The sequence below is a fragment of the Kitasatospora sp. NPDC127035 genome (assembly GCF_042726075.1).
In the GTDB taxonomy this organism is placed as follows: domain Bacteria; phylum Actinomycetota; class Actinomycetes; order Streptomycetales; family Streptomycetaceae; genus Kitasatospora.
The window spans coordinates 70,709-94,853 of sequence record NZ_JBHXDN010000009.1 but is presented as its reverse complement, the minus strand read 5'-3'; the positions used below and the strand labels follow the sequence as shown (position 1 = coordinate 94,853).

Here is a 24,145-nt window from a genome sequence, read left to right as displayed (position 1 = left end):
GTGGTGGTTGTTGTTGCGGCGCCTGGGCCGGGCGCCCCCCGGGCGCCGGGGTCGGCCCGGGCGGGGGGGGTCGCGCCCGCCCGGGCGGGCCCCCCCCCCCCCCCCCACGACCGGTGACCGGGCGATCAATTGACTGCCCAAGGCCGGCGTCCGCCCGTAGAGTGACCGGATGGCCGGCCGAATGGATCAGAAACCGTTGCAGGAAACCGGAAATGACGCGATATCACCCGCCCCGACCCATGTGGTGGGCCTGTCACCCGTGTTCACCGACCCGTTGTGGCGGATCCCCGTCCGGCTGAACCCCGTCGAAGTCGCCCTGCTGCGCACCGAACCGCTGCGGCGCCTGCACTTCGTGGCACACGGCGGGGCCTCGACGATCAGCACCCTGCAGTCGTACTCCCGGCTCGAACACACCCTCGGCGTGCTCGCCCTGGTCGCGCACTTCCGACCGGAGGACGAACTCCTGCGGGTCGCGGCGCTGGTGCACGACATCGGCCACCTGCCGTTGAGCCACACCTTCGAGGGCCTCTCCGGCCTCGACCACCACGCGATCGGCCTGCAGTTGCTGCGGGCCGACCCGATCCGTCCGGTGCTGGAGAAGCACGGGATCAGCGCCGGAGCCGTCGCCGCCGCACTCGGCGCGCAGCCGCCCTCACCGCTCACCAACCGCTCCGGCCTGCTGAATCTCGACCATCTCGACTCCTACGTGCGCAGTGGGCGTGCCGCCGGGCGCCTGGACGCCGATCCGGCCGCCCTGCTGGGCCGACTCCGGCTCAAGGACGCCGCGGTGTCGGCCGACCGCGAGACCGCCGCCTCACTGGTCGGCCTGGTCTGCGCGGAAGCACGGCTGCACACCTCGTGGGACAACGTGGGTCCGGTCTCGGTGGTCCGCCGCCTGGCCCGCCGGCTGCTCGACAGCACGGACCTCGCCCCGGCCGGGCTCGCTCGGCTGACCGATCCGCAGCTGTGGTCCGCGCTCGACGCCTGCGAGGCCACGCGGGTGGAGAGTGCCATGATCCGGTACGAGCCGCACCGGCTGAAGGTCACGGCCGGCAGCGCTCCGGGCGTTCCCGGGGACGCCTCCGGCTGGGACTTCTCGCTGCGCAAGATCTACAGCTCCGAGCCGCTGGTGGACGGGCGGCGGATCGAGGTGTCCGCGCCGGAACTGGCCGCCGAGCTCGACGCGCTGAAGTCGCTGTCCACCATGTTCCGCGTCCGGTGGGACTGAGACACCCGGCACGGGGACGCGGGGCACGGGGACGCGGGGACACGACGACGCGAGGGCGCACCGGCGGGCGAAAGGAGAGGACGTCGCCCCCGGTCCGCCCGTCGCACGAGCTACTGGCCCACCCTCCCGTCGACGCACTCGCGCAGCAGGTCGGCGTGCCCGCAGTGTCGGGCGTACTCCTCGATCCGGTGGACCATCAGCTCCCGCACCGCGATCCCGTCCTTCCCCAGGCGCTCGCCGAGGTCCGGGTGCCCGGCCAGGGCGGCATCGGTCGCGGCCTGCTCGCGCGCCAGATCCGCGTACGCGCCGTCGACCACGGCCTGTTCGGCGACGGCTTCGTCGAAGTCCGCGTCGCGCCTGCCGTACAGCTTCGGCAGCGGCTCACCGTCGGTGATCCAGTTCTGCCAGTCCCGTTCCACCTCGGCGAGGTGCCGGACGAGACCGAGCAACGACATCGTCGACGGCGGGACCGACCGGCGCGCGAGCTGTTCGGCGTCGAGGCCCTCGCACTTCATCCGCAGGGTGGTGCGGTAGTCCGCCAGGAAGTTCAGCAGCGTCGCGAGCTCGCCGTCCGGACCGGTCTGGTCCCGGGCACGGGGGTCGTCGTCCGGATCGGCCCACATGTCGGGGTAGACGGTCGCCCGGCTCCATCGTGCGGGCCGGTCGGTCTCGGTCGGGTCGGTCGGGAGGAGGTCGCTCATGCGTTCCATGATCGTCGGAGAGAGGACGGTTCGCCAGCGGGTTTCCCCGCGACGACCGGCGACGACCGGCGGTGACCGGCGGTGACCGACCCGGCCGCGCGGGCCCCGGTGGTGAGCGTGCCGGCGTGACGCGTGCTCGAACGTCCTCAGCTCATCAACTCGGGCGCGAAGTAGTCCCGCAGGCGAGCGATCCTCCCGTCCCGGACGCGGAAGATCTGCACCAGCGAGACGGTCTCGTCGCCCCCTCCCCCGTCACCGGGCCCGTCGAAGACCGTGTCGATCTCGGCGATGAACACGTCGGGATCGGCGGTCGCGTGCAGCACGTACCCGGACTTCTCCAGGTTCGGCAACCGGCCGCCCTCCGACTCCCGCTCGTAGTAGGCCGCCATCGTCCGACGGATCTCCTCGCGCCCCACCAGCTTCCTGGGGAAAGCGGCGCCGGCCGGCATCAGCGGCGCTTCGAGGACACCGTCCTCGGTGAAGTTCTCGGCCAGGGCGTCGGCGTTCCGGGTCAGGGAACCCGCGTAGACGTAGCTCTGGAAGATCTGCTGCGGCGTTCGGAACACGGTGGCCTCCCCTGGACTCGGACACGGGGTACCACACCATCACAGGATTGCTTCCGGGACGACCGGTTCCGGGCCGATTCCTGCTCCGGCCCGGGGGCGGGCGCGTTCCGGCGGACCGGCCGGACACGCGTTCGCCCCGCCCACCGGGTGCGGCGGACGGGGCGAACGGGACGGGCGGACCGCAGACAGGCCTTGGTCAGGTCAGGTCAGGCGCCCGCGGTGGCCAGGTCCTTGATGTCCTCGTAGCCGAGGCCCAGCTTGTTGTAGAGGCGCACCTCGTCCTCGGTCAGCCCACCGCCCTTGGTCAGCTCCTCCACCTGGGCGTCGGTGAGCGGCGTGGCCGCCGCCGCACCGGCCGAGTCGTCCGCGCCACCCACGGAGGCACCGCCGAGGCCGCCGCCGAGGAGGCCGCCGAAGATGTCCTCGATGTCCGCCGAGGTGATCTCGGCGGCACCGGAGGGCGCCTGGACCGCCGGGGCGTCCTTGCCGAACGCGATCCGCACCGGAAGCGTGGCGCCCGGGGTGGGCTTCTCCTCCAGCTGGGCGAGGTCGAAGGTCACGGCGGACAGCGCGCCGCCGTCCAGGTAGAGGTCCAGGGCCAGCTTGCGGTCAGGCACGTCACTCGGGACGGCCTTCGGAAGCTTGGCCCCGCTCGGAAGCTCCTTGGCCAGCGGCTCGACGGCCTTCAGCAGGTCGTCCGCCAGCTTGCGGGCGGGAGCGCTGAGGGTGATCAGGTCCTTGCCGTCCTTCTTGCCCTTGTCCTCGAAGGAGACGTCACTGGTGAAGATGTTCTTCAGCGACGTCGCGAGGCCCTCCGAGACCTTCGGGTCCAGCGTGGGCGCGGCGGAGGGCGAGGCCCCCGCCTTGCCGCCGGCCGACTTCGCGGAGTCCTGGAGCGCCGACGCGTCAAAGGTGACCCACTTCCCGGTCAGGCCGTCCTTCAGGGCCGTCGGCAGGCCCTCCGTCATCTCCTTGACCTGGGCCGGGTCCTCGCCGACCAGCGTGGCGATGCCCGCGAGGTCGGCCTGCGCGTAGGTCTTGCCGCCGACCTGGCGCAGCTCGACCAGCGACGCGCCGCCCTTGCCGGTGAGCGCGTAGGAGAAGGAGACCGACTTGTCCGACAGCGCGTCGACGGTCTTGCCGTCGGCGCCCTTGCTCGGCTTGACGTCCTTGAGCGGCTTGTCCGCGCTGAAGGAGACCGCCAGGCTCACGGCGGAGAGCGCGGCCGCGGTCTCCGCGTCGACCTTCTCGCCGGTGGCGGTGCCGAAGGCCTCGATCTGCGCGGGAGTCGCGTCGATGGAGAACTTCGCACTGAACGACTTGCTGTCGTTGAGCTTCCCGAAGGCGTCGGACACCTTCTCCGCGGCGGTGAGCTGCTGGACGGTACCGCACGCGGCGAGCCCGGCGGCGAGAACGGTGCTGCAGGCGGCGGCGACCAGGGTGGTGCGGACGGTCCTGCGTATCACGGCGTTGATGGGAAGCCTCCTGAGAGCGGCGTAGAGATCGGGGAAGCAACTGGTCCGCTGCCTGTGTACGACAGGACACAGGCAAGCACAGCACCCCTCGCGCGGGCACCTGCATTTCCCGGCTGCCTCCCCGGAGCGAGCACAAACTACCGCACCCGACCGACAACCCCCCACGCCCCGTCGCAGGTGAACGGGGCGCCGGACGCCGGGCGCCGGGGGTCAGCGGTAGTACGGCTCGACGACGGACCGGGCCTCGTCGAGCAGGGCGGGGCCCTCCTGCGGGACGGGCGGCTGATCGCTGCCCGGCCTGATGTCCAGGAGCTGTTCGCCGGACAGGGCGAACACCACCCGCCGCAGGCCCGCCCGCCGGACGACCGCCGCGCACATCGGGCAGGGCTCGCAGCTGGTGTACAGGGTGGTTCCTGCCGCCGTGGCCGGGTCCAGCTCCCGCGCGGCCCACCGCGCCAGCTTCAACTCCGGGTGTGCGGTGATGTCCTGATCGGTGAGGGTCGTGTTGCGGTCCTCCGCCAGGACCGTCCCGTCCGGGCCCGCGAGCAGCGAGCCGAACGGCGGGTTGCCGCTGTCGCGGGCCTCGGCCGCGATTGCGACGGCCCGTCGGAGGAGGGCGAGGTCGTGGGGTGCGGTCATGGCTGCTCCGTCGGGTTGCGTCGGCTGCTGCTTCGACTGTTTCGGCTGTCTCGGCTGTCTCGGCTGTGAGGACGGTGGAGGTGTGCGGCCACCGCGGCGAGCGCCTCCCGGCCCGTCTCCGGGTGGCAGGTCGTGCGCGGGTCCCCGTCGTAGGGGTCGAGGACGACGGTCTCCGCGCCCAGCAGCCGCAGCCGGTCCAGGTCGTCCGTGATCTGCTCGATCGTGCCCTCACCGGCCTTCCGGTCCGGGCCGACGATCGGTGCCCCGGTGAGCCGGAGGGCGATCCGTGGCGCGAAGGCCGGTACGGGGAGCCCCAGTTCGTCGGCGACGGCCTTCAGCCTCACCGCCGCCTCGCACAGCCACGGCATGGTGGGCCGCAGCGGGTGCCAGGCGTCACCGAAGCGCACGGCACGCCGCAACCCGGCGTCGCTGTTCCCGCCGACCCAGACCGGGATCCGCCCGGCACCGTAGTCGGCGGTGTCGGCCCAGGCCGCCCGAACGGCCCGGAGGTGGTCGTCGGTCAGCCGGCCGCGCTGTTCGAACGGGATCCCGAGGGCGGCGAACTCCTGCCGTGCCCAGCCCACCCCCACACCGAGGACCAGCCGGCCACCGCTCAGCCGGTCCAGGTTGGCCGCCATCCGCGCGGTGAGCAGCGGGTGCCGGTACGGGGCGACCAGGACGGTCGTGCCGAGCCGGATCCGGGTGGTGACGCCGGCGAGCCAGGACAGGGTGGTGAAGGGCTCGTAGAACGGGGCCGGATACCGCTCGGCGACGTCGGGCGTGATGACGAGGTGGTCCGAGACCATCAGCAGGTCGAACCCCAGGTCCTCGACGGTGCGGGCCCAGCTCCGCAGGGCTCCCGGGTCGGTGCCGGGGCCGAAGTTGTGGATGTTGACTCCGATCTTCACAGCTCGAAGCCTAGTCAGGCAGGACGTGCCCCCAGAAGGGATTCCCGCCGGTCCAGGGGCCGTTCCGCCGTGGATTCACCGGTGATCGTGACCTGTCGCCGGGAATCCCGCGCAGCGCCCTCCCGGGGCCGGCGCGGCGGGTGCGGCCGGGCCCGCGGGCGGACGGGTCGGCCGGCCGTCGCCCGCCCGTGACGGACCGCCCGTTCGCCCCGGCCCTGCCCCCGCTCGGCGCCGGCCCCCGGCCACGCAGGGGCGGCGCCGGGCCGGCCGGGGCGGCGCAGGTCAGAGGCGGTCCGGGCGGCGTCGGCGGATAGGGTGCGGTGCGGGCGCGGTGACCTTCCGCCGCCCGCCGCGACCCCCGAAGGAGCCCCCACCATGCCGACCGCACCCGCCGCCTCCGCAGCCACCGCCGGGCCGTCGGTCGGACGGTTCGGTCTGGGCACGGCCGCGGTCGGACGGCCCGGCTACCTCACGCTCGGACGCGACCTCGACCTGCCCGCCGAGCGCACCGTCGAGGCGCTCCGGACCCGGACCCACACCCTGCTCGACGCCGCCTACGCGGCGGGCGTGCGGTACTTCGACACCGCCCGCTCGTACGGCCGCGCCGAGGAGTTCCTCGGCGAGTGGCTGGCCTCCCGGCCGGGGAACGTGGCCGACGTGACGATCGGCAGCAAGTGGGGCTACACCTACACCGCCGACTGGCGGACCTCCGGGGTCCCCGTCCACGAGGTCAAGGAGCACTCGACGGCCGTGTTCGACCGTCAGGTCGAGGAGACCCGGGCTCTGCTGGGCAGGCGCCCGGACGTGTACCTGGTGCACTCCGTCACGCCCGACAGCCCCGCCCTCACCGACCCCGCCCTGCACACGCGGCTGGCCGGGCTGGCCGCCGAGGGCGTCCGGGTGGGTCTGTCCACCAGCGGCCCGGCGCAGGCCGCGACGGTCCGGGCCGCGCTGGAGGTCGAGGCCGACGGCCGGCCGCTGTTCGCCGCCGTCCAGTCGACCTGGAACGTGCTGGAGCCGTCCGCCGGGCCGGCGCTCGCCGAGGCCCACGCGGCGGGCCTCCTGGTGGTGGTCAAGGAGGGCATGGCCAACGGCCGCCTCGCCGACCGCAACGCCACCGGCCCCGACACCGCCGCGCTGCGCGCCCTCGCCGCCGCCACCGGCGCGTCCTGCGACGCCGTCGCACTGGCCGCCGCGGCCGCCCGGCCCTGGGCGGACGTCGTGCTCTCGGGGGCGGCCACCACCGGGCAGCTGGCCTCCAACCTCACCGCCGCCGGGCTCGGCCTCACATCGGCGCAGCTCGCCGGGCTGGCCCCGATGGCCGAACCGGCCGAGGCGTACTGGCGCACCCGCGCCGCGCTGCCCTGGGCGTGAGCCCCCCCACGGGCCCGCCGAAGGCGACTCGGCGACTCGGCGACGAGAGCGCGACACCGGGAGCGGCGGGAGGCGGGGCCCGCAGCTCCGGGCCGTGGCTCCGGGCCGTGGCACCCCGCCCGGCCGCCTCTGCTACGGTCGACGGGCCGGCCGCGGGACTCCGGTGCGACTTCCGAAACGCGCCTGTACAGCATTGATTCGCAGTTCGCACCCCCATTCCCCGGCCGGCACCCCGGGTCCGGGGTCACGGACGGCAGCACACAGGGGCGGGGAGCGGAACGGTGGAGACGTACGGCGACCTGATCGCCGCCGAGGACGTGCTGCTCTTCGTCAACGCCGCCATCACCGGCACCGGCCAGCGCGAGTTCCACAGCGGCGCGGACGAGCAGCGCCTCTCGCTCGACTTCCTGCACACGTACATGCTCGTCAACTACCGCGGACCGTACGCCGCCGCGCTCGCCCTGGACATCAACGACCACAACGCGGCACTGATCGTCCGGCACCTGCTGGAGAGCGCCCGCGACGCGACCGTCGAGCAGCGGCACACCGAGGGCCGGCTGATCGCACGCCGGCTGGCGCTGCTGCCCCCGCAGCGGGTCTACCGGCTGATCGCCGACCTGCGCCGGGCCAAGGTCAACAACCGCCGCACCCGCGCCATCGTGCGCGACTGGCTCGCCGCCCGCCCGGACCAGGCGTTCGACGCCGTGAAGTACCGCGCCGGCCTCAAGCTGGCGCTGCGCCACACCCACCTGCGGACCGTGGCGGAGGAGACCGGCGACTTCCTGTACGCCCCGCGCCGCCGCGCCCGGTTCGAGGCCCCGCTGCTCGACGCCTGGCGGCGTGCCCACCACCAGCAGTCGGCCCTCTACGAGCTTCCCTACACGGTGGCCGAGGGCTTCGCCCACCGGCACGGCATCCCCCGTGCCGCCTTCCTGGAACGCATCGCCCCGCGGATGACCGCCCTGGAGCGGCTGCGCCTCCAGGAGTCCGCCCGCGACCACGGCGCCGACGCCGTCCGCACGGACCTGTCCCGGATGCCGCTCACCCGGCTCGCCTCGTACGTGCTCGGGCTGCCGCCCGCCGACCGGACGGCCCGGCGGGCGGAGCTGACCGGTGCCCTGCGCGGCGCGGCCCTCCGGGCCGCACGCACCGCCGGTGCGCGGGAGGGCAGTTGGGGGCGGGTCACGGCCGTCCTCGACGACAGCTTCTCCTCGTACGGCTCGGGCACCAAGCGTCGGCGGCCGCTCGCCGCCGCCCTGGCGAGCCACTTCCTGCTGGAGGTGCTCGCCGACGAGTACACCGCGCTGTGGACCTCCGGCCTCACGGACGCGCTGCTCGCCCGCCCCTCGGGCCCGACCCCGCTCGGCCGGCGGATCCTCGACGCCCTCGACACCGCACCGCAGCGGCTGCTGATCGTCTCGGACGGCTGGGACAACGCGCCGCCCGGCCTGGCCGCCGAGGTACTGCGGGTCTGGCGTACCCGGCTGGACCCGCAGCGGCGGACCAGCATCGTGCACCTCAACCCGGTCTACGACGCCGAGGACTTCGACGTCCGGCGCCTCGCCCCGACCGTGCCCACCGCCGGGCTGCGCGACGCCGAGGACCTGCCGGCGCTGGTCGAGTTCGCCCGGTTCGCGGAGGGCCGTACCGACCTCACCGAGCTGACGGACCACCTGGCCGTCCGCACCGAGCGGTTCCTCGCGGCGGGAGCAGGCCGATGACCACCGTTCCGCCGGCGTTCCGGCTCGACCTGGCCGGCCTCGACACCCGGCCCGCCCAGGTGTGGGGCGGCGTGCGGCTGGTGCCGCTGGTCCGGGACGAGCCGGTCGAGGGTCTCCGGCTCCGCCAGGAGCTCTACGAGGACGAGTTCGCCACCGTCGCGGTGGGCCGCCGCGACACGTACAGCTCGTCGTACGTCCCGCACGGCTTCGTCGCGGACTGGAGCGGCGACGGCACCCCGGCGGCGGCGTACGGGACCCGGCTCGACACGTCCTCGCCCGGGACCCCGCCGGAGCTGGTCAAGGTGCACGCACCGCGCCGGATGACCAAGCGGGCGGACCGGACCCGCCTGCGCTTCCTGCCCCTCCACCTCGCCCTCGAAGGCTACCTCTCCCTGCACTTCGGCGGCCCGTCGATCTCCTGGGAGCAGTGGTCCGAACACGCCCTGCGGCGCGGGCTGTCCCCGCGCGCCGAGGAGGCGTACGGCGGCGCCCAGGTCCGCGGACTCGCCGACGCCCTGCGGCAGTTCGAGATCCACCCCGGCCAGTGCGGCGTCGTGCTCTACGTCGCCGACGCGCTCGCCGCCGCGTTCGCCGTCCCGCACCCCGACGACTACCGGGCGCTGCACCGGAGCCTGCTCCTCGACCTCTACGGCGAGCTGATCCACCACTACGGCGTCCTGAGCGCGCCGGTCCCCGACTTCCGGGCCGACCTGCGGGCGGCCGGTCCGGTCGACTCCCCGGCCGCGCTCCGGGCCGCCGTCGAGCAGCAGGAGCGCGCCTGGGCGGAGTTCCACGACACGGCCATGGCGGGCGGACTGCTGGACGCCGACTACCGGCGCCGGACGGTGTACCGGCTCGACCGTTTCACCCTCTCCCGTTTCCTGCCGGACTTCCGGCCCAAGCGGGAGAACCACATCGGTGAGGCGATCACCGACGAGGACGGCCGGATCGCCTACCTCAAGTCCTTCCGCCTCTCCGAGAGCCAGGTCCGCCGGGGCCACCTCCTCGACCGGCTCGCCGCCCACGACTGGCACCTCCCGGCCACCGCCGAGGCCCTGGGCCTCACCGAGGCCCAGCTCGGGCTCCGTCTGGAGTCGGCCGGCTTCGGCGCGCTCCTGCGCCAGGACGTCCTCGACCACTACCGCCGTCACGCCCGCACGGACGCGCGGTAGGGCGGGCTCCACGGGCCGTCGGGGGTCGGGTGCGGGCACGCGCCGTGACGGCGCCCGTGATCGGCGGGCCCGGTCCGGTGACCGTCCGTGGGCATCGTCGGTGGGCGCCGTCCGTGGGCATGGTGCGGTGACCGTGGGCGGAGGATGATGGGAGAAGGTTCGTAGAAGGACGGTCGGCGATGACCCGACACCTGCCCCGCTCGGCCGGCGCGAGCGGCTCCGGCCCTGCCCGGCCCCCCGCGCACCGGCCCCACCGACCCCACCGTGCCCGGAACCGCCCCGGAGGCGGGCGGCGATTGCCGTTAGGGACCGGTCGGCCGGTGCTCCTCGCCCTGGCCGCGGCGCTGCTGGGCGCGGTGGTCGCCGTCGCCTCCGTGCTCCTCGCCCCGGCCGCGCAGGCCCGGGCAACGGTGCGCCTCGACCCGGACCACGGCCCGGCGAAGACCCGGGTGACGGTCGGGGGCGACGGCTTCCGGGCGTGCCTCCCCGGGACCGCCACCGTGCAGCTGACCTGGGACTCCTCACCGGCCGGAACGGCCCAGGTCGGGTCGAAGGGCCGCTTCACCGGAACCGTCGACGTCCCCGCGAACGCCTCTCCGGGTGCCCACGAGGTGACGGCCGGCTGTACCGCTCCGCCGTCACCCGGCACACCGTCGTCGCCCGGCACACCGGAACCGCCCGACGACGGCCCGGTCGTCTCCGCGCCCGGCCCCGCCGTCGCGCCCCCGCCCGCCGCCGCGGCGGTGACCGTGTCCGCGACGGCGACGTTCACGGTCGAGGCGACGGGGGACGAGGTGACCTCCACCCTGGCCCTGGAGCCTGCGAGCGGACCCGCCGGGCGGCAGTTCACCGCCGAGGGCACCGGTTTCCACTGCACGAAGAGCGCACTCGTCGTGGTGCGGTGGGACGGACAGGTGGTCGCGCGAGGCGCACCCGCCGCCGACGGTTCCTTCAGCCGTCCGCTCACCGTGCCGGCCGACACGCCGCCGGGCGAGCATCCGGTGACGGCGTCCTGCGGCCCCGACTCCCCGTACCACGCCGAGGCGACGTTCACGGTGACCCCTCCCGGCGGGAGCGGTTCGACCGGATCCCGGGACGGCCGGCCCGAGCTGCGCGCCGCCCCCGCGAGCGGACGGGTGGGCGAGCCGGTCGCGGTCACCGGCGCCGGCTTCGCCTGCCACGGCACCGAGGTCGAGCTGTCCTGGAACGGCACCACCTGGCGGCGGGTCGCCACCGACGACGGCGGACGGTTCACCACGACCACCCGGATCGCCGACGACGCCCGGCCGGGCCGTTACACCCTGCACGCGGTGTGCCCGGCCTACCCGGCCATGGCGGACGACGCCGCCTTCGAGATCCTGGCGCCCGGCCAGGGCAGCGACCCGGCCACGGGCGGCGACCCCGGCGCGGACGACGCGACGCCCACCACCTGGGTGGTCGGCCCGGCGGCCGGTGGTGCCGCCGTGCTGGCCGCCGCCGCCGGGGCCTACGTCGTCGGCCGACATCGGGGCCCGCGCTGGGCCTCCGGGCACGTCGCCGTCGAGCCCGCCCCCGGTGAACCACCCCGGCCGCGGGTGGACGAGACCGACGACCCGGCGGGCCCGACCCGCACCGTCCGGCTGGAGCCGCGATCCGATCCCGGCACCCACCGCGTCGAGGAGCACGAGGAGGAGGAATGACCGGCGCCACCCTGACCGACCCGGCCACCGCGCGGGACCTGCTGTTCTCGGCGGAGGCCGGCAGCGCCATGGACGCGCTCACCGGGGCCCTGCGCGAACAAGGCACCGTCGATGCCCTGATGCGCGGTGTCCCCCGGTTCACCGGCGCGGCCGGGCGGGCCGTCGAACACGAAGTGGCCGCGGCGCTGGACGGCCTGCTCGGCCGGAACCTGTTCGAGTGCGCCGCCTCCGGCTGGAGCCGGTACGCGGCCCTGACATCGGCCGCCCGGCGCACCCGGGCCGCCCCCGACACCGAGGAGGTCGTGGCGCTGGCCAGGCACCGCATCACCTCGACCAACAGCCCGCACGTCGACCTGCTGGTGGACGGCACCCCGGTCGGTTCGGTCCGGATGGCGCTGGCCCTCGTCATCGAGCTGGACGGCGTGGTGGCCGTGGTGCGCCGCACCCGTCTGGCGGAGATCCGGGCCGGAAACTGCACCGTCACCGGCGCGCTGACCGTCGAACGGCAGACCGTCGCGCAGCGTCGGCTCACCTACGACCTGCCCGGCGCGGTGCACCTGCGCCACGGGATCCCGCTGCTGTCCGACGAACCGGGGGCGGCGGATCCGCCGGTCCCCCGGATCCCCCCGATGCCGACGGCGCCCCCCGCACCGCGACCCCTGTCGCCGCCCCCGCCCGCACCGACGGGCGCCCCGCCGCACCCGCCGCCGGGCGCGGACCGACGCGCCTCGTGACACGGTCACACCGCGGCCACCGGCCCGTCGGCCTCCCCGCTGACGGGCCGACGGAAAACGAGGTGCGGGGTCGAGCGGGCGCGCAGTAGGGTCGGCGCGATGATGACTCCTCCTTCCAGATCGGGGGTCCCGTCCGCGCGAAGTGAGTGCTGATGCTCACTCGAACCGCGAACGGGGACACCCGGCTTTCCTTCTGGCAGCGCGTGCGCGAGTTCGCCGTGCCGCCCACCATGATCGAGACTTCGACCGCCCGCCGCCTGGTCGGTGACTGGGCCGGGGCGTGTGCGGCCGCAGGTGTCGATGTCGACCTGGACCTGCGATCCGTCGCACGCGCCCACGGCAGCGATCTCGCGGCGCTGATCCGCGGCGATCTGCGGCACCTGGCGCCGGACCTGTTGCGCTGGCACCTGCCGAGGGTCGCCCCGGACGGGCTGCTGCGCCCCGGGCTGACCGTGCCGCTGGCACGGTACGGCGCGGGCGCGGTGCAGCTCGTGGTCCGGACTCCCCCGGCCTGGGCGGATGCCGGCCAGCGGATCGGCCTCGCGCTGTGGGACGCGTCCCGCGCCGGGTCCCGCGACCGCCGACATCCGCATCCCCACCCCCACCCGCACCCCCACCCTCACCCTCACCCTCACCCGCATCGGAGGTTCCGGTTCGACCTGCACCGACACCTCTGGGACGCCCGCCGGGCCCACGAGCTAGGGGAACGGGCCGGCGCCGATCGGCCGCCCGCGGACCGGATCCCGGTGCCCCCGGGGTTCGCCTGCGCCGTGGACCGGTGGGCGGCGGAGGCAGGAATCCTGCTCCGCGCCGAGGGCCGGCCCCCCGGGGCCGTGGCCGTTCGTCTCGGTTCACGGCAGCGGCTGGTCCTCGACCTGCTCGCCGACGGGGTCGGGCTCACCGTGACTCCGTCCACCGCCGACCGGGCCGCCGGGCTGCCGGTACTGCCCGATGCGGCGACCTGGTTGCTGCCGGACCTGGAGCTGCTCCGGGCCGGGCTGATCCGGCCCGACCGCCTGCACCCCCTGGTCGCCGCGGCGTTGGCTCCGGGCCACCGGCCCGCCCCTGCCCCGGCGGGGGCGCCCGACCCCGCCGGGGCACCCCACCCGGTGGAGTGCCGGGGAGCCCTCCACCGGATCGGGCTGGTCGACGGGGTGCTGGTCCCGCTGGACCACGACCCCGCCGAGATCCGCAGGGAGGAGTTGCTGGCCTCCCTGACCGGCACGCCGCTCCCCTGTCTCCAGGTCATCGACCGGGCGCACCGTCACCCGGAGAACCTCGACGACGTCCGCGCACGCCTCGCCCACGGCGACACCGCCGGTGCCCTGGCCGTCGTCGAGGGTCTGCTCGGGCCCGAAGCGCTGCTGCGCGACGGTGCCTTGCGGGACGACCTGGAGAAGGCGGCCCGACGGCGCATCGCCTACGGGCTGTTCCGCGCCGGCCTGGTCGGTTCCCGGCCGGAGCACGTCGGCCGGCCGGGCCTCCGACGCTCTCGCGGCCGCCGCTCGCGCCCGCGCCACGCCGACTCCCGCTGACCCGCCCCAGCACCTCGCCCACCCACCCGCCGTGAACCGAAAGGTCGTCACCCATGCCTGTTTCCACGCCCCTGTCCACCATGCCCGCCACAGCCCCTGCCGCCTCTCGACTCGACGTCGCCGCAGACCTGTTGACCCTGCTCGGCGACACCGCCACCGAACCGCGCCCGGACACCCGGCTGGAAGCCCTGACCCTGGCCGTCGCCGCCGACCTGCCGGTACTGCTCTGGGGCGAGCCCGGGATCGGCAAGACGGCAGCGCTGACCCGGCTCGCCGAAGCCCTGGACCTCCCGCTCACCACCGTGATCGCCAGCGTGCACGAGCCGTCCGACTTCTCCGGGCTGCCCGTCGTCGGGGACGACCCCGCCGAGCAGGGCGTCCCCATGGCCCCACCGGACTGGGCGGTCCGTCTGGTCCGGGCCGGACGAGGACTGCTCTTCCTGGACGAGCTGTCCACCGCGCCACCGGCCGTCCAGGCGGCCCTGCTGCGGCTGGTCCTGGAACGGCGGATCGGCGCGCTCCGGCTCCCGCCCGGCGTCAGGATCGTGGCCGCCGCCAATCCGCGCTCCTCGGCGGCGGACGGCTGGGAGCTCAGCCCGCCGCTGGCCAACCGGTTCGTCCATCTCCAGTGGACCCACGATCCCGAGGTGGTGATCCGCGGCCTCGGCGGGACCTGGCCGCGGGCCACCCTGCCGCGGCTCGACCCCCAACGCCTCACCGGGGCCGTGGACTTCGCCCGACGCGCGGTGTGCGGGCTGCTGACCGCCCGCCCCGCACTGGTCCACCGGCTGCCCGAGAACGAGACCCGGCGCGGCGGCGCCTGGCCGTCACCGCGGAGCTGGGAGATGACCCTCCGGCTGATCGCCTTCGCGACCGCCGCCGGATCCGACCGGGAGGTGCTGTCCCTGCTGGTCCGTGGCACGGTGGGGGACGGACCGGGGCTGGAGCTCCTGGCGGGCGTGGACCGGATGGACCTGCCCGATCCCGAGGCGCTGCTCGCCGACCCCGTGGGCGCCGAGCTGCCCGAACGGGGGGACCTCCGGCAGGCCGTCCTCGACGGCGTGGTCGCGGCGGTCCGCCGGCGCCCGGAGCGGTCCCGCTGGGACGCCGCCTGGGCGCTGCTGGTCCGGGCGGTGGAGACCGGGGCTCCGGACCTCGTGGTGGTGCCCGCGACCACGCTCGCCGCCCTGCGCCGGGAGGACTGGGACGTGCCCGCGTCCATCGAGGGACTCGCCGGGGCGGTGGCACTGTCCCGACGGGCCGACCGCGCGGCCGGGCGGGTGGCCGCCGTGTCCGCCGCGAAGGCGGGCCGATGAGCACGCCCGTGCGGGACACCGCACCCGACACCGCCTGGGACATCGCGCCCGCCACCGCCCGTGACGCCGCGTGGGACGACGATCCGGACACCGCCTGGGACAGCGTGCCCGAGGCCACACCCGGAACCTTCCGGAACGACGATCCCGACACCGCCTGGGACAGCATGCCCGAGGCCACACCCGGAACCCTCCGGAACGACGATCCCGACACCGCCTGGGACACCGCGCCCGACACCGGCCCGGCGGGCGGGCCCGGAGCCGGGTCGGCGGCCGGGTCCGCCCCGGTGGCCGACCGGCCGACGACCGCGCCGCGGGCGCCCACGGCGCTGGACCTCGACAAGCTGTTCGCCGCCCGCCTGCACGCCGCCCGGGTCCGGCCCTACCTGGCGACGGCCCTGTTCGCCCTCCACGTCGTGGAGTCGCGGCAGGTCCCGACGATGGCCGTCGACCGGCACTGGCGGTGCTACGTCTCGCCGGCGTTCGTCGCGCTGACACCGGTCGAGGAGCTGGCCGGTGTCTGGGTGCACGAGGTGTCGCACCTGCTGCGCGACCACCACGGGCGCAGCGACCGGGTCGCGCGGGAGCGCGGGCTGACCGGTCCGGGCGAGCGGCTGCGCATGAACATCGCCGCGGACTGCGAGATCAACGACGACGTGTTCGGGGACGGGCTGGTCCGGCCGGAGGGGGCGGTCGAGCCGGCGGCCCTGGGGCTGCCCGAGGGCGAGTTGATGGAGGACTACCTGCGCCGATTCCGCCTCGGACCGCAGATGCAGGACGTGGCGTGGCTGGACTGCGGCAGCGGCGCGGACGGGCTGGACCGGGCGTGGGACCTCGGGCCGGACGGGGCACACGGCCTCGGTCCGCACGAACGGGACGCGGTGCGGTTCCGGGTGGCCCGGGGCATCAACGGCCGTCCGGGGTCGGCGCCGAAGGGGTGGCGGCGGTGGGCGACGGAGGCGTTCCACGCGCCGCAGCCGTGGCGGGAGCTGCTGGGGTCGGCGGTCCGCTCCGCGGCCTCGGGCACCGGGGCGGGCCAGGACTACAGCTACGGCCGGCCGTCGCGGCGTTCGGCGTCGGTGCCCGGCGCCGTGCTGCCGAGCCTGCGGCGCAGGCCGCCGCAGGTGTCCGTGGTGATCGACACGTCCGGGTCGGTCAGCGACGCCGAGTTGGGCAGCGCGCTCCTGGAGGTGGCGGCGATCGCGCGGGCCGTGGGCGGACGGCGCGACCTGGTCACCGTGCTGCCGTGCGACGCGGCGGCCCGCGCGGTGCACCAGTTGTGCCGGGCCGAGGGGATCCCCCTGGTGGGCGGCGGGGGGACGGACCTGCGGACGGGCTTCGCCGCGGCTCTCCGGGCGCGGCCCCGTCCGGACGTGCTCGTCGTCCTGACCGACGGGCAGACACCGTGGCCGGACACCCGGCCGGCGTGCCGGACGGTGATCGGGCTGTTCTCCCGGGGGCGCGCGGGCAACTCGTGGCGCGAGGACGATCCCGGCTACCGGCCGGACGTCCCGCCCGGGTGGGCCCGGGTGGTGGAGATCGGCGGCGTCGCCCCCGCGACCCGCTGAGCCCTGCGGAGCGCCGCGCGCCCGGGTCCGTCCCGGCGGCTCTCCGCAGGGCTCGGCGGGGCCTCCCGACCCCAACTCCTTGACGAAAGCATGACATTGACGCACCATCATGCTGGCGCGCGCCGCAGTTCCTCCCCTGTTCCGTCCCTACGGATCCCCCACAGGAGGACAGTCATGCGACTGCCCCGCCGAGGGAAGCCCGCCGCGGCCACCGCCGTCCTGCTGGCCCTCGCACTCGCCTCCCCGCTCACCGTCCAGGCCGCCGCGAACCCGGTGGCCGCTCCGTCCGCGGTCGCGGACCGAGCCGGTGCGGCCGACTCCGCCCGGCAGTACCGCCTCGACGGGCCCCGCACCGTCGCCGAGCGCACCGCCGTCGCCGCCACCGGCGCCTCCGTCGACGCCGTCCGGCCCGACTCGGTCACCGTCACCGCCACCCCCGCCGAGGCCGCCCGCCTCCGGGCGCTCGGCTGGGCCCCCGTCCTGCTGCCCGGCCCCCTGTACGGCGCCGAACCCGGCGAGCAGGGCGTGGGGGCGTCGGTGTACGACTTCCCGTCCGCCGACTCCGGCTACCACAACTACGCGGAGGCCGCCGCCGACATCGACGCCGTCGTGGCCGCCCACCCCGCCATCATGAGCAAGCGCGTCATCGGCACCTCGTACGAGGGCCGGCCGATCGTGGCCGTCAAGATCAGTGACAACGTCGGCACCGACGAGAACGAACCCGAGGTGCTGTTCACCGCCCACCAGCACGCCCGCGAACACCTCACCGTCGAGATGGCCCTGTACCTGCTCCACGAGTTCGGCGACAAGTACGCCACCGACGGCCGGATCGCCAACGCCGTCAACAGCCGCGAGATCTGGGTGGTCCCCGATCTCAACCCCGACGGCGGCGAGTACGACATCGCCACCGGCCGCTACCGCAGCTGGCGCAAGGACCGCCAGCCGAACTCCGGCAGCAGCAACGTCGGCACCGACCTCAACCGCAACTGGAACTACAAGTGGGGCTGCTGCGGCGGCTCCTCCGGATCCACCTCCAGCGAGACCTACCGGGGCAGCGCCCCCGAGTCCGCCAAGGAGGCCAAGGTGGTCGCGGACTTCGTCCGCACCCGGGTCGTCGGCGGCAAGCAGCAGATCACCGCCGCCATCGACTTCCACACGTACAGCGAGCTGGTGCTCTGGCCCTTCGGCTGGACCACGGCCAACACCACCACCGGAATGACGGCCGACGAGTACAACACCTTCGCCACCCTGGGCCGGACCCTGGCCGGAACCAACGGCTACACGCCGGAGCAGTCGAGCGACCTCTACATCACCGACGGCTCGATCGACGACTGGCTGTGGGGCGTGCAGCGGGTCTTCGCCTACACCTTCGAGATGTACCCCGGGCCGAACGGCAGCAGCGGCTTCTACCCGCCCGACGAGGTGATCGGGCGGGAGACCAGCCGCAACCGCGAGGCCGTGCTGCGGCTGGTGGAGACGGCGGACTGCGTGTACCGCGCGATCGGCAAGCAGCAGCAGTACTGCGGCATCGCGAGCTGACGGCGGTCCGCGCCGGGCGGGGCCCCGTTCGGGGTCCCGCCCGGCGCGGCCACCCCGGCCGGACGCCGGGGAGCCGGCCGCACGGGGGGCGGACGGTCCGGCGGCGGCGTCAGGCCGGAGCTCGGGGCCGGGGCGTCAGGCGAGGGCCTGCACTCCGGGGCGCGCGAACCTCGGCGCGGCCGCTCCGGCGGGAGCGGCCACCGGGTCCACGGCACAGAACCGGTCGCGCGCGGGCAGGACGCCGTCGGCCAGGAAGCGGTTGGCCGCGGTGACCGCGCAGGACGGGGTGCCGGGGTCGTAGGCGCCGTGGTTGCCGCCGTCGACCGTGACCATCCTGGCGCGCCGGCCCAGCGTGGACCGCATGGCGAGGGCTCCCTCGTACGGGGTCACCGCGTCGCGGGCGGTCTGCAGGAGGAGGACGTTGGCGGGCCCCCGGTCGGTGATCCGGACCTGCGGTTCGAGCGGCTCGGTCCAGAACGCGCAGGGCCAGATGTTGGCGCCCAGGCCGTCCAGGATCGGGTACGCGGCCCGGCTCGCGGTCACGTTCCGCTGGTAGCGGGCGGTGCTGCGCGGCGCCGGGCTGTCGTTGCAGACCACGGCGAAGAGCGCGGCCACGTCGTTGTCCGCGGGGATCCCGGGCGTCGTGCGGTTCAGCCACCAGTACGGGGCCGGGCCGTTGCCGTCGGCGGCGAGGTAGATCCACCAGTCGGCGATCTCCTGGAAGAACGCGGCGTGGTAGGCGTCGAAGCGGTAGATCGCGCGCCACAGGCCGCCGTTGACCGGCCCGGCCACCGGGTGCGTCACCGGGGTGCGGTCGAGCTTCTCGGCGAGGGCGAGGTAGTTCCGGCGCACGGCGGCGGGCGTCGCGCCGAGGTGGAGGTCGGCGTCGCGCGCGGCCGCCCAGGCGGCGAAGTCGCCGAAGCGGGCCTCACTGGCCTGGTCCAGGAGGGCGAAACGTTCCTGCCAGGTGACGTTGGGGCTGACGTTGGCGTCGAGCACGACCCGGTCGGTGCGCCCGGGGAACAGCTCCGCGTACACGGCGCCCAGGTAGGTGCCGTAGGACGCGCTCAGGTAGGAGATCCGCGGCTCGCCCAGGGCGGCGCGGATCCGGTCGAGGTCGCGCGCCGTGTTGGCCGTGTTCAGGTGCCGGATCAGCTCGCCGCCGTTGGCCAGGCAGTCCCGGGCGACCTCGCGGGCGAACCGCACGTTGGGGGCGATGGAGCCGTCGGGGCCGGGGAACGGGAAGACGAGCTCGTTGGGGTTCTGCGCGGCCGTGCGCCCGCAGGTGACGGGGGTGCTGTAGCCGACGCCGCGCGGGTCGAAGCTGACCAGGTCGTAGCGGTCCAGCACGTCCTGGGGGTAGTCGTTCACGCGGCTGCTCGGGATGTGCAGGCTGGCCACTCCCGGGCCGCCGCCGTTGTGGACCAGGACGCCCCGGCGCAGTCCCGGCTTGGCGGTGTTCAGCCGGGACACCACGATCTCGATGGTCTTCCCGGAGGGCGCCCGGTAGTCCAGGGGGACGCGGAGCGTGGCGCAGCGCAGGCGGGGGTCCACCGGCGCGGACGAGGGGTCGGGCGGGCAGTCCGCCCAGCTCAGCCGCTGGGCGGGCGGGTTGGGCGCGGCCTCGGCCGGTCCTGCGGCGGCGAGGGCGGCGGCAAGCGCCAGGGCCACCGCCCCGCACACGGATCTCAGTGATGCGTTCAACATGGACTAGACCATAGGGAGGTAAAGTCGCCACGTCATCCCCCTGGCGGGGTGCAGGACCGGGCGTCTCACGATGTGTCAATCATGCGTGTGCGGAGCAGAGATGGGCCCTGGGCGGCACCTTCCGGCGTCCCGCCCTCAGCGGTCGGCCAGCAGCTCGCGGGTCAGCCGGACGAGGTCCGGGATCGCCGGGTGCGCCGGGACTCCGCGCCGCCAGGCCAGCAGCAGGGGCACCGGCGGTGCGTCGGTCAGCGGCCGGTAGGCGAGGGCGGGGTGCCGGTGCAGTCGGGGTGTGGCCGACGTCGAGACGCCCACGGCCCGGCCCACCGCGACGGCCGTGAGCCACTCGTCCGTGTTGGTGACCTCGATCGTCACCGTCGGGCGTACGGCGGCGGGCCAGAGGTCCAGGGTGGTCGTGCCCGCCACCGTGTTCAGCACGAGAGGCCACGCCGCGAGGTCCGCCAGCGTGAGGGCGTCGCGCTCGGCGAGGTCGCTGTCCGCCGGGACCACCGCGACCCGTTCCTCCTCCAGCAGCAGCTCCGTCACCAGGCCCGGCGTCGCCACCTCGCCGCGCAGCAGGGCGACGTCGACCCTGCCCCGGGTGAGCCCGGCCGTCCGGTCGTCGATGCGCCGCAGCTCCAACGGCACGTCGGGGTGCTCCTCGTCCCAGCGGCGCAGCAACGGGATGGTGTGGTCGCCGAGCGCGGCCCAGGGGTGACCGAGGCGCAGCGGAAGGACCGTCAGGGCGCGGGGATCGAGGGCCGCCTCCACGGCCGCCACCGCGGCGGCGGCCCGGTCGCGGAACGCCCGGCCCGCCGGGGTGAGCTCCAGGTGGTGGGTGGAGCGGTCGATCAGGCGTACGCCGAGGTGGTCCTCCAGCCGGCGCAGCGTCCGCGAGAGCGCGGGCTGGCCGATGTGCAGGCGGGCCGCGGCGCGCGTGATCGTGCCCTCCTCGGCGATGGCGAGGAAGGCTCGCAGGTGGCGCAGCTCCATGGTCATGCGCGGCAAGCATAACCGCGGTCCGATCGGCATTTCCCGCGGGGCGGACGGCTTCCTAGCGTGGAGACATGACGAACACGAGGTCCCACCCGGTCACGGCAGGAGCGGCGGCACGGGCAGCCGCGGGGGCGGCGGCACCGGCAGCCGCGGGAGCCGCGGGAGCGCCCGGCGCGGCCCCGGCGCCGGCCGGCGCCGGTCTCGGCAGCCTCGGCGGCATCGGACTGGTGGTGGCGGCCGGCCTGTCGGTGCACTTCGGTTCCGCCGTCGCCGCCCTGCTCTTCCAGCGCGTCGGGGCTCTCGGCGTGGTGACCCTGCGGGTGACGATCGCCGCCGTCCTGCTGCTGGCCGTCTGCCGGCCCCGGCTGCGCGGCCACAGCCGTGGGGACTGGGCGCTGGTCGGCGCCTTCGGGGTCGCGCTCGGCGGCATGAACATCCTGTTCTACCAGGCGATCGACCGGATCCCGCTGGGCCCGGCGGTGACCCTGGAGGTCCTCGGCCCCCTCCTGCTGTCCGTCGTCACCGCGCGCCGACCGGTCAGCCTGCTGTGGGCGGGACTGGCGCTCGTCGGCGTCTTCCTCCTCGGGCGGGACGGCTTCGACGGGCTCGACCCGGCGGGCGCCGGGTTCGCGCTCGGCGCCGGCGCGCTGTGCGCGCTGTACATCGTGTGCAACGCCCGGACCGGGGCCCGGTTCCCCCGGCTGGACGGGCTGGCCCTGGCGATGGCCGTGGCCGCGCTGGTCAGCCTGCCGCTCGGGGTCGCCTCCGCGGGCGGAGCGCTGCTCGATCCGCGGGTCCTGGGACCGGGGCTCGCCGTGGCACTGCTGTCCTCGGGGTTGCCGTACACGCTGGAACTGCTGGCCCTGCGCCGCCTGCCCGCGGCGACCTTCGCGGTGCTGATGAGCCTGTCCCCGGCGATCGCGGCACTGGCCGGGTTCCTGGTCCTCGGGCAGGCCCTGTCGGCCGGGCAGTGTCTGGCGGTCGCCCTGGTGGTGGTGGCCGGTGCGGGGGCGGTGCGGACGGGTTCGGCGGGCCGGTCGTCCGGCTGAGCGGTGGGTGGTGTCCGAGCATCGGACAAGATCTTCTACACTACTGACCGGTCATCAGTTCGACGGATGACCGTCATGTCGGAAAACATCAGGAAAATCAGGGGGAACCATGCGTCGCCGCATGTCCGCGCTCGCCGTCACCGCCGTACTCGCGGGAGGCCTGCTCCTCTCCGTGGCGCCCGCCGAGTCCGCCTCGGCCGCCACCCGGGGCTCGTCGGTCTCGGTGAACATCGAGGAGCTCCGGGCCCAGGCCCGCAACCTCCACGCCCAGGCCGACAGGCTCCGCCACCAGGGCCACTACCGCGAGGCCAACGTCACCGAGGCCCGCGCCCAGGCGCTGGACGCCTACATCCAGCGGCTCGTCGACTGCGAGCGCAACGTCCGCTGCTGATCTCCCCGGCGGGGGCCGGACACCCGCCCCCGCCGAGCACGTGACGCCGCACCGCCCCACGAGGCCCCCGACCGTGTCGGGGGCCCTCGTCGTGTCCCCGGCGGCCCCGGACCGTCGTCGCGACCGCCGCCGCTGCCGTGCCGCCGCCCAGCAGCGCCCCGACCCGCCGTTCCAGGCGGCAGCGTTTCGTCACGTCAGGGGAGTCGGGACGTCGCGGCGCCCCGGATCGGCGGCCGGCGCTGGCGGCGGGGGCGGATCACGGTGCATGGTCGTTCCCGGTCCCACCGGACCGTGCGTCACCACACCACCGACAGCGGGGATCCACCATGCGCACCCTCCACCGCACCACCGCCCTGGCCGCCGCAGGCACCGCCGCGCTCGTCCTGACCCTGACCGCCTGCGGCAGGAACGACTCCGGCACCGCGCCCGCCGCGGCGGCCCCCTCCCCCGCGCAGTCGGCGGCCGGAGCCGGCGGCGGAAGCGGCACCGGCGGAAGCGCGTCGGCCACGGCCCCGGCCCCGAACGCCGGTACGGGAAAGACCGGGGCCGGAGGCTCCCCCGCGGGTGCGACGCCCGGCGCCGGCTCCCCGACTTCGGCCGCACCGGCGGGCACCTCCGTCCCGGCCTGCACCACGAAGGACGTCAGCATCACCGCCGCCCTCCAGGGCGGACCGCCGTACACCCACCTCGTCCTGACGGCGAGGAACTTCTCCGGCCGCGGCTGCCGGCTCGTCGACTTCCCCCAGATCCGGTTCCTGGAGAGCCACCGCGAGAGCGTCCCCGCCGTCGCCGGGAGCAAGCCCGCCGCGCCCGTCGTCGTCGACGCCGGCACCCCCGCCTACGCGGTCGTCAAGCTGTCCGGCGGCGGAGTCCACGAGGCCGACGAGGCCGTGACGTCCTTCACCGTCACCCTCGGCGGCGGGGGCGGGGAGGCCGTCGTCAAGGCCCCCGGTCCGGCCGGCGTCGCCGTCGACCCGGCAGTCTGGGCCACCGGCTACTGGACCCCGGAGCTGCGCAACGGCGCCGACGAGTTCTAGCCCGAGCACCCGCGCACCGGACGGAACGGAAGGGCCGATCGGGCCGGAAGCGGCCCCGCCCGGGGCGCGGACCACTGCGGCCACCGGGCTTCACCGCGGCCCGGGCCGCCTTCGCGTCCTGGGGCGACGGACCCCGAACAGGCCCGTCGCCCCGGGACGTGAAGGCGGCCTGGGGCGACGGGGGTCACAGGCCGGCCGAGCGGTCAACCGCAGCGGCCGGGCGGGCGGGTCAGCAGGTGACGACGGTCGCGGCCGTCGCCACCGACGGCGGCCAGCCGAACTGGTCGACGCTGAACTCGGCGTTCACCGCGGTGCCGCAGGGCACCGTGATCACGATGTCGCCGACAGAGCGGCCTCCGACCGGCACCAGGACGTTCGGCGTGATCGGCGGCTGCGGGGGCAGGCTGACGGCGTTGCCGGACAGCCGGAAGCCGACGTTCTGCGCCACCCAGCTCGGGTTGGTCGGGTAGGCGTTGCCGTAGAAGCGGACCTGGTTACCGGTCACCTCGATACACGCCCGGGTCTGGAGGAAGCCGGGCGCACCCGGGCTCCCGCAGGTGACGACGGCACCGACCGGACCGGTGGGTGCGGTGACGGCGGACGCGGACTGGGTGCCGGTCAGTGCGGCCAGGGCTGCCACGCCGGCAAGGACGGCGGAAAGACGCTTCATCGGATTCCCTCCCTCGTAACGGTGCCCTCGACGGACGTCGAGGGCACCCATGTGACATGTCACATCGTTCTGGGAGGAAGCATGGCAGCCATCCACGAACGGAGCGCCCGATTCGGAAGAGGAAGCACGCCATCCACCCGCCCCGG

General features: G+C 75.1%; 21 protein-coding genes. 13 read left to right on the top strand and 8 right to left on the bottom strand.

The genetic code is table 11. The features are described 5' to 3' along the window. The first annotated feature begins 259 nt into the window (after positions 1–259). Positions 260–1,228, top strand: coding sequence for an HD domain-containing protein (locus tag ACFWIC_RS08260; protein ID WP_380516925.1), 969 nt, complete (start codon positions 260–262; stop codon positions 1,226–1,228). A gap of 110 nt (positions 1,229–1,338) precedes the next feature. On the opposite strand, the gene ACFWIC_RS08255 is transcribed toward ACFWIC_RS08260, so the two are convergent. The 5 genes from ACFWIC_RS08255 to ACFWIC_RS08235 form a co-directional block, all read right to left on the bottom strand. Then, positions 1,339–1,929 carry a DinB family protein gene (locus tag ACFWIC_RS08255; RefSeq protein WP_355403020.1) on the bottom strand — a complete coding sequence of 197 codons (591 nt, stop codon included), beginning with the start codon at positions 1,927–1,929 and terminating at the stop codon, positions 1,339–1,341. Positions 1,930–2,075: 146 nt separating this feature from the next. Further along, positions 2,076–2,495, bottom strand: coding sequence for a nuclear transport factor 2 family protein (locus ACFWIC_RS08250; RefSeq protein ID WP_380516922.1), 420 nt, complete (start codon positions 2,493–2,495; stop codon positions 2,076–2,078). A gap of 206 nt (positions 2,496–2,701) precedes the next feature. Then, a complete protein-coding gene (locus tag ACFWIC_RS08245; protein WP_380516919.1) occupies positions 2,702–3,961 on the bottom strand; it encodes a hypothetical protein in 1,260 nt (419 codons plus the stop codon). 219 nt (positions 3,962–4,180) lie between these two features. Further along, entirely contained in the window at positions 4,181–4,609 is a 429-nt protein-coding gene (locus ACFWIC_RS08240; protein WP_380516916.1) for a nucleoside deaminase, read from the bottom strand. Further along, on the bottom strand, positions 4,606–5,517 hold the full coding sequence (locus tag ACFWIC_RS08235; protein WP_380516913.1) for an LLM class flavin-dependent oxidoreductase: 912 nt from the start codon (positions 5,515–5,517) through the stop codon (positions 4,606–4,608). Before ACFWIC_RS08235 ends, ACFWIC_RS08240 begins: the two co-directional genes overlap by 4 nt. Positions 5,518–5,892: 375 nt before the next feature. Between ACFWIC_RS08235 and ACFWIC_RS08230 the strand changes: the two genes are divergently transcribed. From ACFWIC_RS08230 to ACFWIC_RS08190, 9 genes are all read left to right on the top strand, one after another. Further along, complete coding sequence (locus tag ACFWIC_RS08230; RefSeq protein WP_380355589.1) at positions 5,893–6,891, top strand: aldo/keto reductase; 999 nt, start codon at positions 5,893–5,895, stop codon at positions 6,889–6,891. Positions 6,892–7,172: 281 nt separating this feature from the next. Continuing rightward, the gene (locus tag ACFWIC_RS08225) at positions 7,173–8,612 is read left to right on the top strand and encodes a hypothetical protein (RefSeq protein WP_329950770.1); all 1,440 of its coding nucleotides are present in this window, start codon (positions 7,173–7,175) and stop codon (positions 8,610–8,612) included. Further along, positions 8,609–9,784, top strand: a complete 1,176-nt coding sequence (locus ACFWIC_RS08220; RefSeq protein ID WP_380516909.1) for a hypothetical protein — start codon at positions 8,609–8,611, stop codon at positions 9,782–9,784. The genes ACFWIC_RS08225 and ACFWIC_RS08220 overlap by 4 nt, the downstream gene beginning before the upstream one ends. Positions 9,785–10,104: 320 nt before the next feature. Next, positions 10,105–11,463, top strand: coding sequence for a hypothetical protein (locus tag ACFWIC_RS08215; protein ID WP_380516906.1), 1,359 nt, complete (start codon positions 10,105–10,107; stop codon positions 11,461–11,463). Beyond that, on the top strand, positions 11,460–12,197 hold the full coding sequence (locus ACFWIC_RS08210) for a hypothetical protein (protein ID WP_380516902.1): 738 nt from the start codon (positions 11,460–11,462) through the stop codon (positions 12,195–12,197). Before ACFWIC_RS08215 ends, ACFWIC_RS08210 begins: the two co-directional genes overlap by 4 nt. Positions 12,198–12,349: 152 nt before the next feature. After that, the gene (locus ACFWIC_RS08205) at positions 12,350–13,732 is read left to right on the top strand and encodes a hypothetical protein (RefSeq protein ID WP_380516899.1); all 1,383 of its coding nucleotides are present in this window, start codon (positions 12,350–12,352) and stop codon (positions 13,730–13,732) included. Positions 13,733–13,812: 80 nt separating this feature from the next. Continuing rightward, positions 13,813–15,048, top strand: coding sequence for an AAA family ATPase (locus ACFWIC_RS08200; RefSeq protein WP_380517057.1), 1,236 nt, complete (start codon positions 13,813–13,815; stop codon positions 15,046–15,048). Beyond that, positions 15,045–16,613 carry a VWA-like domain-containing protein gene (locus ACFWIC_RS08195; protein WP_380516897.1) on the top strand — a complete coding sequence of 523 codons (1,569 nt, stop codon included), beginning with the start codon at positions 15,045–15,047 and terminating at the stop codon, positions 16,611–16,613. The genes ACFWIC_RS08200 and ACFWIC_RS08195 overlap by 4 nt, the downstream gene beginning before the upstream one ends. 174 nt (positions 16,614–16,787) lie before the next feature. Then, positions 16,788–18,152, top strand: coding sequence for a M14 family metallopeptidase (locus ACFWIC_RS08190; RefSeq protein ID WP_355403001.1), 1,365 nt, complete (start codon positions 16,788–16,790; stop codon positions 18,150–18,152). 135 nt (positions 18,153–18,287) lie between these two features. On the opposite strand, the gene ACFWIC_RS08185 is transcribed toward ACFWIC_RS08190, so the two are convergent. Further along, on the bottom strand, positions 18,288–19,859 hold the full coding sequence (locus tag ACFWIC_RS08185) for an alpha/beta hydrolase (protein ID WP_380360346.1): 1,572 nt from the start codon (positions 19,857–19,859) through the stop codon (positions 18,288–18,290). Between the two features lie 135 nt (positions 19,860–19,994). Continuing rightward, positions 19,995–20,855 (bottom strand): LysR family transcriptional regulator, encoded by an 861-nt coding sequence (locus ACFWIC_RS08180; protein WP_329882465.1) that lies wholly within the window; start codon positions 20,853–20,855, stop codon positions 19,995–19,997. A gap of 68 nt (positions 20,856–20,923) precedes the next feature. Between ACFWIC_RS08180 and ACFWIC_RS08175 the strand changes: the two genes are divergently transcribed. The 3 genes from ACFWIC_RS08175 to ACFWIC_RS08165 all read left to right on the top strand — a co-directional run bounded on the left by ACFWIC_RS08175 (position 20,924) and on the right by ACFWIC_RS08165 (position 23,329). Beyond that, complete coding sequence (locus tag ACFWIC_RS08175; RefSeq protein WP_380516892.1) at positions 20,924–21,901, top strand: DMT family transporter; 978 nt, start codon at positions 20,924–20,926, stop codon at positions 21,899–21,901. Positions 21,902–22,010: 109 nt separating this feature from the next. Then, a complete protein-coding gene (locus ACFWIC_RS08170) occupies positions 22,011–22,292 on the top strand; it encodes a hypothetical protein (protein ID WP_329882467.1) in 282 nt (93 codons plus the stop codon). 326 nt (positions 22,293–22,618) lie between these two features. Further along, complete coding sequence (locus ACFWIC_RS08165) at positions 22,619–23,329, top strand: DUF4232 domain-containing protein (RefSeq protein ID WP_380516889.1); 711 nt, start codon at positions 22,619–22,621, stop codon at positions 23,327–23,329. A 229-nt stretch (positions 23,330–23,558) separates the two neighbouring features. On the opposite strand, the gene ACFWIC_RS08160 is transcribed toward ACFWIC_RS08165, so the two are convergent. Beyond that, a complete protein-coding gene (locus ACFWIC_RS08160; protein ID WP_329882469.1) occupies positions 23,559–23,999 on the bottom strand; it encodes a hypothetical protein in 441 nt (146 codons plus the stop codon). Between the last annotated feature and the right edge of the window lie 146 nt (positions 24,000–24,145).